8 protein-coding genes are annotated in these 9806 nt (G+C 71.8%); 2 read left to right on the top strand and 6 right to left on the bottom strand.

Features of this window, described 5'->3' with window-relative positions; all coding sequences use genetic code 11:
* Positions 1-12: 12 nt before the first annotated feature.
* A complete protein-coding gene (locus J7E93_RS18225) occupies positions 13-861 on the top strand; it encodes an aldo/keto reductase (protein WP_308368709.1) in 849 nt (282 codons plus the stop codon).
* A 176-nt stretch (positions 862-1037) separates the two neighbouring features.
* On the opposite strand, the gene J7E93_RS18230 is transcribed toward J7E93_RS18225, so the two are convergent.
* The 4 genes from J7E93_RS18230 to J7E93_RS18245 form a co-directional block, all read right to left on the bottom strand.
* Positions 1038-1955 carry a S1 family peptidase gene (locus J7E93_RS18230; protein ID WP_215070697.1) on the bottom strand — a complete coding sequence of 306 codons (918 nt, stop codon included), beginning with the start codon at positions 1953-1955 and terminating at the stop codon, positions 1038-1040.
* A 660-nt stretch (positions 1956-2615) separates the two neighbouring features.
* Complete coding sequence (locus tag J7E93_RS18235) at positions 2616-3800, bottom strand: serine hydrolase (RefSeq protein ID WP_215070699.1); 1185 nt, start codon at positions 3798-3800, stop codon at positions 2616-2618.
* Between the two features lie 132 nt (positions 3801-3932).
* Positions 3933-4598, bottom strand: coding sequence for a GntR family transcriptional regulator (locus J7E93_RS18240; protein WP_215070701.1), 666 nt, complete (start codon positions 4596-4598; stop codon positions 3933-3935).
* Positions 4599-4672: 74 nt separating this feature from the next.
* A complete protein-coding gene (locus J7E93_RS18245) occupies positions 4673-5848 on the bottom strand; it encodes a CaiB/BaiF CoA-transferase family protein (RefSeq protein ID WP_215070702.1) in 1176 nt (391 codons plus the stop codon).
* A 300-nt stretch (positions 5849-6148) separates the two neighbouring features.
* On the opposite strand from J7E93_RS18245, the gene J7E93_RS18250 reads away from it, so the two are divergent.
* Complete coding sequence (locus tag J7E93_RS18250; RefSeq protein ID WP_215070715.1) at positions 6149-7273, top strand: acyl-CoA dehydrogenase family protein; 1125 nt, start codon at positions 6149-6151, stop codon at positions 7271-7273.
* A 163-nt stretch (positions 7274-7436) separates the two neighbouring features.
* Here J7E93_RS18250 and J7E93_RS18255 read toward each other — a convergent pair whose 3' ends face one another.
* On the bottom strand, positions 7437-7940 hold the full coding sequence (locus tag J7E93_RS18255; protein ID WP_215070703.1) for an FBP domain-containing protein: 504 nt from the start codon (positions 7938-7940) through the stop codon (positions 7437-7439).
* A gap of 106 nt (positions 7941-8046) precedes the next feature.
* Positions 8047-9528 carry a PLP-dependent aminotransferase family protein gene (locus J7E93_RS18260; RefSeq protein ID WP_215070704.1) on the bottom strand — a complete coding sequence of 494 codons (1482 nt, stop codon included), beginning with the start codon at positions 9526-9528 and terminating at the stop codon, positions 8047-8049.
* Positions 9529-9806: the final 278 nt, after the last annotated feature.

The following is a 9806-nucleotide window of genomic DNA, read 5'->3' on the forward strand; positions in this document are numbered from 1 at the left end:
GAAGGAGTCCCCGTGCAGACCGTCACACTGAACAACGGTGTCCAGATGCCCGTTCTCGGTTTCGGCGTCTACCAGATCCCGCCGGAGCAGACCGAGCAGGCCGTCTCGGACGCGCTGGCCGCCGGCTACCGGCTGCTGGACACCGCTGCCGCCTACGGCAACGAGGTCGCCGTCGGCCGCGCCGTCAGGAGCAGCGGCATTCCCCGCGAAGAACTCTTCATCACCACCAAGGTATGGATCCAGGACGCCGGCGAGGAGAACACCAAGCGCGCCTTCGGCACCTCGCTGGACAACCTCGGCCTGGACTACCTCGACCTGTACCTGATCCACCAGCCTTTCGGCGATGTCTACGGCTCCTGGCGCGCCATGGAGAAATTGAACCGCGACGGTGGCGTCAGGGCGATCGGCGTCTCCAACTTCTACCCCGACCGGCTCGTCGACCTCATCGACCACAACGAGATCACGCCCGCGGTCGACCAGATCGAGACCCATCCCTTTTTCCAGCGCACCACCGACCAGGAACTGATGCGCGAGCGCGGGGTCCAGATCGAATCCTGGGGGCCGTTCGCCGAAGGCAGGAACAACCTGTTCTCCCACCCCGTCCTCAGCGAGATCGGCGCGCAGCACGGCAAGTCCGTGGCGCAGGTCGTGCTCCGCTGGCTCGTTCAGCGACAGGTCGTCGTCATCCCCAAGTCGGTCCGCGCCGACCGTATGGCGGAGAACATCGACGTGTTCGACTTCGAGCTCTCCGACGATCAGCTGGCCCGCATCGCGGCCCTGGACACGGGAAGCTCCGTCTTCTTCGCCCACTGGGACCCTGCCGTCGTCAGCCGGCTCGGCAACGCCCGTATCCACGCCTGACCCGGCACGCGGTCTCCGCGGCGATCCTGGGCCTCCTGCCGCCGGTCCCACCCGTACCCGGCATCGGCGGCCCTCGACGGATCGCCCCAGAGGGGGCGGACGGCGAAGGCCGGCGGTCCCGAGGAGGACCGCCGGCCCGTGGTGCCCGCGAGGCGCTGTTTACCGGACGTTCGAGGCTAGAAGATGCTCACGCCGTACGCGCTGAGGGCTTCCGTCACCGGCTGGAAGAACGTGGTGCCGCCGCTGGAGCAGTTGCCGCTGCCTCCGGAGGTGAGGCCCAGAGCGGTGCTGCCGGAGAACAGCGCGCCGCCGCTGTCGCCCGGCTCGGCGCACACGTTGGTCTGGATCAGGCCATACACGATGTCGCCGCCACCGTAGTTGACGGTCGCGTTGAGACCGGTGACGGTTCCGCCGTGCAGGCCGGTGGTGCTGCCGCTGCGCTGGACCGACTGGCCCACGGAGGCGTTGCCCGCACCGGTGATGTCGCGGTAGCTGCCGTTGTAGAGGTAGACCCGGCCGTCCGCCGCCGAGGCGTTGGAGTGGCGGATGATTCCGTAGTCGTTGTTCGGGAAGCTGGAGCCGGTCCGGGTGCCGAGCACCGTGGTGTTGGCCGAGTTGGTGTACCAGGTGCTGCCGATGTTGGTGCAGTGGCCGGCCGTCAGGGCGTAGTAGGTGGAACCGCTACGGACGTTGAAGCCGAGCGAGCAGCGTCCGCCGCCCGCGTAGATGGCCTGGCCCCCGGCGATGAGCTTGTTGAACGTGCCCGGGGTGCGCTTGATCTCCAGGGTGTCGGCTCGGTCGCCGGCCGCCTTCCTGATCTTGGCGATCTCGGCGGCGGAGACGGTGGAGTCGGCGGTGACGACCACCTTTCCGGTCGCCTGGTCGGTGTACCAGGCCGTGCCGGGCACGTCGGCTCCGAGTACGGCTTCGCCGGCGGCGGCGAGTTGGGCGGTGGTGGCCCGCCCGGCGTCGGTCGTCGCCGCGGACGAGGCGGGTGCGGCAAGCGCTGAGGCGGCCAGGAGCGCGGAGGCGACGGCGATCAGCCGTGCGCCCTTCGCGACGCCGCCGAGGGGGGACAGGCGCTTGAGGTTCACTACATCCTCCGGTGGGGGAAAGGGGCTCGCTGGGTGGGCGGGCCCGTGAGACGGGATCGGCGGACCCGGACGGAGGGTTGCTCCGTCATGGACCTGCCAATCTCGACGGGGGAATCCTCGAATCCGGGTGGTGCCCACGGCAAGGACGCCTTTCGGCCGATCTACGCGCGTTCATGTGGTTCCAAGACGTGGCGCGAGAGGAGCGTGCCTTCGGGTCGCCCCAGGCGGCGCGGCGGAGTGAGTGTGGTGCAAACGCTTTCTGCGGTTTGCTGACGGATCTTCAGGAGGGGGCGTTACCCGGGCGGAAAGGCCCGGTGGTGGGGGAGGAAGCGGAGGAAGATCTACCGCTTCGCCAGTTCACCCTGTCGCGGCGACCCCGCCCCGCATCCCGCCCCCGTCCGGCGCTGCCTTTCGCCGTGTGCGCGGCTTCGTTCGCGGTGCGAGGCGTAGCGGGCGCACAGATCGGTGGGCCTCCGGACGGTGGAGGCGGGGTGGGTCGGGGCGGGCGGTGGCCGGCGCCGTCGTACAGCAGGGCCTCCATCGAGTCGGAGGTCCAGGCGCCGGTACCTCCTCAATGCCTCGAACAGCCCCCTTCGCCCGGCCCGTTCGCGTGTCCGGTTCCCGTCGCCCCTGGCCGTCGCCTCGGTGGGCGTGACGGTGTCAGAGCGACGCGTACACCGCCTCGATCAGGGCCATCTTGCGGGGGTCGTCCGCGATGCGTCCGCCCATACGGTTCATCACGTATCCCAGTGAGACCCCCGCTTCGGGGTCCGCCAGCCCGCAGGAGCCCCCCAAGCCGTCATGGCCGAAGGCCCGGGGGTTGGGGCCGTAGGAGGCGTTGGGGCCGCTCAGCCAGAGGCCGAGGGCGCACTCCGTGTCGTGGGCGAAGCCCGCGCCAAGAACCACGTCCCGACAGGCGCCCTGGCCCTCGCGGGCACGTTCGGCGGCCTCCTCGGAGAGCACCCGGCGGGCCCCGGACCGCCCCCGCCCGGCGAAGACGCCGTACAGCGCGGCGACCGCGCGGGCCGTGCCGTGACCGTTCGCCGCCGGAAGCTCCGCGGCGCGCCACTGCGGACTGTTGGCCTGCGCGATGCCGACCAGTGGGTTGGCCAGGGCGGCCCGGGCCGCGGGTTCCAACTGGGCGAAGGTCGCCGCCCGTTCACTCGATGCGCTGGTCGTCGCAGGCACCAGCTCGGCCACTCGGCCCGCCTCCATCGCCGGCAGACCGATGGTGAAGTCGATGTCGAGCGGCCCGGTGATCTCGTCGCGCAGGAAGGCGCCCGGCAGCTGCCCCGTGATGCGCCGGATCACCTCGCCGACCAGGAAGCCGTACGTCATCGCGTGGTAGCCGGACCGGGTGCCCGGTTCCCACCACGGCTCCGTCGCCGCCAGCCGGGCGGTCGTCACCTCCCAGTCGTAGAGCTCGGCGAGGGCGTGCGGTTCGCGCAGTCCGGCCAGCCCGGCCCGATGGGAGAGAAGGTGGCGGACGGGGAGCTCCTCCTTGCCCGCCGCGCCGAACTCGGGCCAGTACGAGGCGACCGGCGCGTCCAGGTCGAGCAGCCCGCGGTCCGCCAACAGATGGGCGCAGAGCGCGGTCACGCCCTTCGTCGTGGACCAGACGTTGACCGGGGTGTCGCGTTCCCAGCGGCGCGTACGGGCGGCGTCCGCCCAGCCGCCCCACAGGTCGACCACGGTCCTGCCGTTGACCTGGACCGTCAGCGCGGCGCCGAGTTCGTCGCGTCGGCGGAAGTTCTCCTCGAAGGCCTCCCGTACGGCGTCGAAGCGGGGGTCGTGATGGCCTTCTACCTCGGGAGCGGGTGAACGGTGCGGACCGGACTCGGGCATGGCGTCCTCCAGGTCGGGCGGGGCGGCTGCACCGCAACATACCGACTGGTCGGATAGGAGGGAAGGAGTCGGGTCCTCACGTCCTGGCGGCGGCGCCTGGATTCCTGCGGCCGCCGGGGGACGGGCCGGGGCTCACTTCAGGTCGAGGATCTCCCGCAGCGCCGCGACCGCGTGCGCGCGATGCTCGGTCAGCCAGTGGACGGCGGCGTCCGTATCCCCTTCGCGGACCGCCGAGATGACGGCACGGTGCTCGCGGACGGCCAGCTTCCGGTGGGGGAGCTCGGTGTAGTAGAGCGAGCGGTAGGCGTCCGTGGCGTCCCAGAGCGTGCGGATGAGGCGCACCAGGCGGGGCATGCCGGACCCTTCCATCAGCGCGAAGTGGAAGCGGCGGTTGGCCGCGGCCATCTCCGTCACGTCCCCGGCGTCCGCCGCCCGTTCGACCTCGCGCTGGATCGTCTCGAGCCTCGCGGTCAGGCCGTCCTCGGCGCGGGCGACGGCCCGGCGGACCGCCTCGGTCTCGAGGAGTTCCCGGATGCGGTAGACCTCCTCCAGGTCGGCGAGGGACAGCTCGGCGACGAAGTAACCCCGGTGGACGTGGTGCACCACCAGACCCTCGCCCTCCAGGATCTTCAGAGCCTCGCGCAGCGGCACCCGGCTGACGTCGAGCCGGGCCGCGAGCGCGTCCTGACGGATCTGGTCGCCGGGGCGCAGCTCTCCGCCGGTGATGGCGCGCCGCAGTTCCTCGAGGACGAACTGCTGGGCGGTCGGCGGCCGCCGCTTCTGCACCGCGCTGCTCATCGCCTGTGACCCTTCCTTCGGTTCGGTGGCCGGCCCGAGGCTCCGCGGACGCGGATCCCGATCCGTATATCTTCCTACGGGGCGGGAGGGCGAGGTCCCAGCTCGGCGAGCAGGGCCTCGGTGTGCTCGCCCAGGCGCGGGGGAGCGGAACGGTAGGCGGCGGGGGTGACGTCCAGCGTGATCGGGTTGGCGACCTGGCCCGCGCCGGCCGCCCCGGCGGGGACCTGCGGTGCCAGACCGAGACGGTCGGCCAGGTCGAAGGCGGCGGCGAGATCGTTGATCGGCCCGCAGGGCACTCCGGCAGCCGTCAGCTCCTCGAACCAGCTGTCGGCCGTCCGCTCGGCGAGCGGACCGGAGAGCGCCGCGACCAGTTCCTCGCGATGGGCGACGCGGGCGGTGTTGGTGGAGAAACGGTCGTCCTCGGCGAGCGCCGCGAGCCCCAGCCGCTCGCAGAGCGTCCGGAACTGCCGGTCGTTCCCCACGGCCAGGGCGAGCGGCCGGTCCTTCGCCTCGAACACCTCGTACGGGGCGATGCTCGGGTGCCGGTTCCCCATGGCCCGGGGGACCACCCCGGCACCGAGGTAGGCCGCCGACTGGTTGGTGAGGGCGGACAGCAGCGAGGAGAGCAGCGAGACCTCCACCCGCTGCCCCTCGCCCGTGCGTTCCCGGTGGCGCAGGGCGGCCAGGATGCCGAGACCGGCGTGCAGGCCGGTGATCACGTCGACGAGCGCCACGCCCGCCTTCGTCCCCTGCCCGCCGGGGTCGCCGGTCACGCTCATCAGCCCGCCCACGGCCTGTACGAGGAGGTCGTAACCCGGCAGGTGGGCGCCCTCGGCGGCACCGAAGCCGGTCACCGAGCAGTAGACGAGCCGGGGATTGGACGCCCGTACCGTCTCGTGTCCGAGGCCGAGCCGTTCCATCGTGCCGGGCCGGAAGTTCTCCACCAGGACATCGGCGCGGTCGACGATCGCCCGGGCGGTCTCCAGGTCCGTGGGGTCGGTCAGATCGAGGGCGACGGAGCGCTTGTTCCGGTTCACCCCGAGGAAGTAGGTGGCCTCGCCGTCGGCGAACGGCGGCCCCCAGGCCCGGGTGTCGTCACCGGAGCCGGGCCGCTCGATCTTGATGACCTCCGCGCCCAGGTCGGCGAGCAGCATCGTCATGTACGGCCCGGCGAGCACCCGGCCGAAGTCGGCGACGACGATCCCGGACAGCGCGCCCGAGCCTGCGAGCTTCTGCTGATCTGCGTGCATCCCGCTCTCCTCCCGATCCGATCCCTCGGGAACGTACGCATCGGAGATCAGATATTCAATACTGGATCCAAAATCCGATCTCCGGATACGCTACGGCACGCCGTGTCAGCCGCAGCCGCCTGGAGGCCGTCCGTGAAGTCGTCGAACCCGCCGCAGTCACCGAACCCGCCGCAGTCGCAGGAGTCGCAGGAGTCGCAGGAGTCGCGGGAGTCGCGGGAGTCGGAGAAGCCGCAGAAGTCGCAGAGGACGTCGAAGTCGACTCCCGTCCACCCCTTCGATCTACTCGCCGTCGACGGGCTCCTGACCGACGAGGAGCGCGAGATCCGCCGCACCGTCCGGACGATGGCGGACCGCGAGCTGCGCCCCCATGTCGCCGGCTGGTTCGAGCAGGGCGCGATCCCCGCCCGCGAACTCGCCCGCGCCCTCGGCGGCATCGGAGTCCTCGGCATGCACCTGGAGGGTTACGGCTGCGCGGGCACCAGCGCGGTCGCGTACGGCCTGGCCTGTCTGGAGCTGGAGGCCGTCGACTCGGGCCTGCGCAGTCTGGTCTCCGTCCAGGGCTCGCTCGCCATGTACGCGATCTGGAAGTACGGCTCAGAGGAGCAGAAGCAGCAGTGGCTGCCCGGCATGGCGGCCGGCGAGTACATCGGCTGCTTCGGGCTCACCGAGCCGGACGCGGGATCGGATCCGGGATCCATGCGCACCCGCGCCAAGCGGGACGGCGGGGACTGGGTGCTCAACGGCACCAAGATGTGGATCACCAACGGCTCGGTCGCCGACGTGGCCGTCGTCTGGGCGCGGACCGACGAGGGGGTCCGCGGCTTCCTGGTACCCGCCGGCACCCCCGGCTTCACCGCTCCCGAGATCAAGCAGAAGCTGTCGCTGCGGGCGAGTGTCACCAGCGAACTGGTCCTGGAGGACGTCCGGCTGCCCGCCGACGCGATGCTCCCGCAGGCCCGGGGCCTCTCCGGTCCGCTCGGCTGCCTCAACGAGGCCCGCTTCGGCATCGTGTTCGGCGCCCTCGGCGCCGCCCGTGACTGCCTGGAGACGGCGATCGCGTACGCGGGCGACCGGATCGTCTTCGACCGTTCCCTCGCCTCCTACCAGCTCACCCAGCAGAAGCTCGCCGACATGTCCCTGGAACTCGGCAAGGGCATGCTCCTCGCCCTCCACCTGGGACGGCTCAAGGACGCGGGCGGCCTCTCGCCCGAACAGGTCAGCATGGGCAAGCTGAACAACGTACGGGAGGCGATCGCCATCGCCCGCGAGTGCCGGACGATCCTGGGCGCCAACGGCATCACCCTGGAGTACCCGGTGATGCGCCATGCCAACAACCTGGAGTCGGTCCTGACCTACGAGGGCACCAGTGAGGTGCACTCCCTGGTCATCGGCAAGGCGCTCACGGGCGAGTCCGCCTTCCGCTGACCGTGCCGTGCCGCGCCGTGCCGCGCCATGCCGTGCCGCACCGTGCTCTCGGGACACGGCGCCACGGCGGTCGGTCGGTCGGCGGTCCGTCGGGCTCGGCCGGCGGTCCGTCGGGGTTGGTCAGCGGTCCGTCGGGGTTGGTCAGCGGTCGGTCGGTGGGCGATCAGCCGGACGTCACCCTGGCCACGAAGGCGTTCAGGTTGGTCGTCGTCCGCGCGATCCGCTCGTCCAGGCCGAGGGTCTCGTCGTGGCGGCCCGCCCGCAGCTTGGGCTGCCGCTTGCCGCGGATGTAGAGGGAACACGCCAGGTCGGCGCAGATGTAGATGCCGACGGTGTTCCCCTCGCGCCCGCGGGCGCCGGCGAGCGGTGCCGCGAGCAGGGTCACGCCCGAGGAGGCGTGGGCCGTCAGGCAGACCTGGCACAGACTTGACTTGACCGCACTGGTGCGGCTCGTCGCCGGCACCCGCAGGGTGATGCCCAGTGGGCCGTCCTCGCGAGGCACGACGACATGGGCGCGCAGCGGCGCGCCCGGGTCGACCCAGCCGAGGAAGTCGAGGTCCTGCCAGGGGAGTTCGGCGAAGTCCAGCGGCAGCCGGAGCCTGCTTGCCTCACCCTTCGTGCAGTTCACGAAGGACGAGCGGATCTGTTTGTCGGTGAGAGGTTCCACTCGGTGGACCATACACAGATCCCCTCGACCCGGACATCTCATTTACTGACCGGTTGGCCGGGCAGGCGGGACCGGCCGGGCAGGCGGGACCGGCCGGGCCACCCGGTCAGGCCACCCAGTCCGGCAGGGCCGGGTCCGCGATGCCTGCCGGAGCCCCCGCCAGGGCCGCCGCCAGGCGTTCGGCCGCCATGTCGTACACGTCCACCGGCTGCGCGAACGGGATGCGCAGCCGGTGCTCGTGGGTGCCCGGGTCCACCCCGAACCGGGCACCGCCCTCCACCCTTACACCGTGGCGCAGCGCCCGTCCCACGAGCGAGGACGCGATCGGTCGGCCCAGGTCGATCCAGAGGCACAGCCCGCCGGACGGCATGGTCCAGTGCCACTCCGGGACGTGCCGTCCCAGAGCTGTGACCAGGGCGTCGCGGCGCTGCCGCAGCTCCGCGGCGCGGCGCGGCAGGATGGTGTCCAGTCGGTCGATGAGCTCGGTGGCGACGAGCTGGTCGAGGACCGATCCCGCCAGATCGGCGGTGACCCGGACCCGTGCGAGCTCCGTGATCACCCGGGAGCCGGCCCGGATCCATCCGACCCGCAGCCCGCCCCAGCAGCTCTTGCTGAGCGATCCCACGCTGATGACCTGCTCGCTGTCGCCCACGGCGGCCGTCGCCGCGAACGGCCGCGGGGGCGGCACATCGAGGGCGATGTCGGTGAGGGTCTCGTCGACGATCAGCCAGGTGCCGGTCGCGTGCGCCGAGCGCGCCACCTCGCGGCGCTGCGCGTCCGGCATCAGGTGCCCGGTCGGATTGTGGAAGTCCGGGATCAGATAGGCGAGCCGGGGCGCCGTCTGCCGCAGCGCCGCGTCGATCAGCCCGCTGTCCCAGCCCGACTCGGTGACCGGTACGGGCGTGATCCGCAGCCGCCGTCCACGCATGGCGTCCAGCGCGTTGGTGTACGAGGGGTTCTCGGCGAGCGCCCGGTCGCCGGGGCGGCCGAGCAGCGCCAGGACGAGGGACACGGCCTGCTGTGCGCCGGTCGTGACGAGGATCTGCTCGGGGAGCGTGGGCAGGCCGCGGCGCGTGTAGCGGTCGGCGATGGCCGCGCGCAGCTCCGGGAGTCCGTACGGGTGGTAGCCCTGGGTCCGTGCCAGGCGCGGCAGTTCGGCGGAGGCCACCGCCAGCGCCTCGGTCAGTTCCTCGGCCGGCGCCTCCGGGGCGGCGAGCGCCAGGTCGACGATCGTCTCGGCGTCACCGTGGAAGGCGGCCAGACTGGTCGGAGCCTGCCCGTCCGGCAGCGCGGTCCAGGTGCCGGCGCCCCGGCGGCTGTGTGCGTACCCGCTCTCCCGCAGCAGGTCGTAGGCGCCGGTCACGGTGGTACGGCTCACCATCAGCACGCTCGCGAGCTCGCGTTCGGCGGGCAGCCGCATGCGGAGCGCGACCCGTCCGTCGAGGAGGGCCTCCCGGATGGCCCGGGCGAGCTCACGGTAACCGAACCTGCCCTCGGGCGGCCGGGTGAGCAGCGCCGTCAGTTGACGGCCCGTCAGTGTGCGGTCCGCCGTGCCGACCACATCGCGGACCACTCGACCCTCCCCCATGCCAATCACTCCTCATTGGCTCTGCTGTCCCGTCCAATAAGGCTACAGACTCCACCTCAGTGGCCTGGTGGTCACTCCCCAAGGGGCCGAAAGGAGACGAGCGATGTCCGGACACCTCACCGACCGTGACGAGAGGCTGTGGCAGCGACGGGCCGAGGAGCGGGCGGCGGAGCCGCTGCCGCTCGGCGCCTGGATCCGCCGCTTGAGGGGAAGGGCGGCCCGCCGCCCCCGTCCCGCCCGCGGCGCGGCGCCGGCCGCTGCCCGGCCGCGTTCGTACG

It is taken from the genome of Streptomyces sp. ISL-36 (assembly GCF_018614205.1).
Lineage (GTDB): Bacteria > Actinomycetota > Actinomycetes > Streptomycetales > Streptomycetaceae > Streptomyces.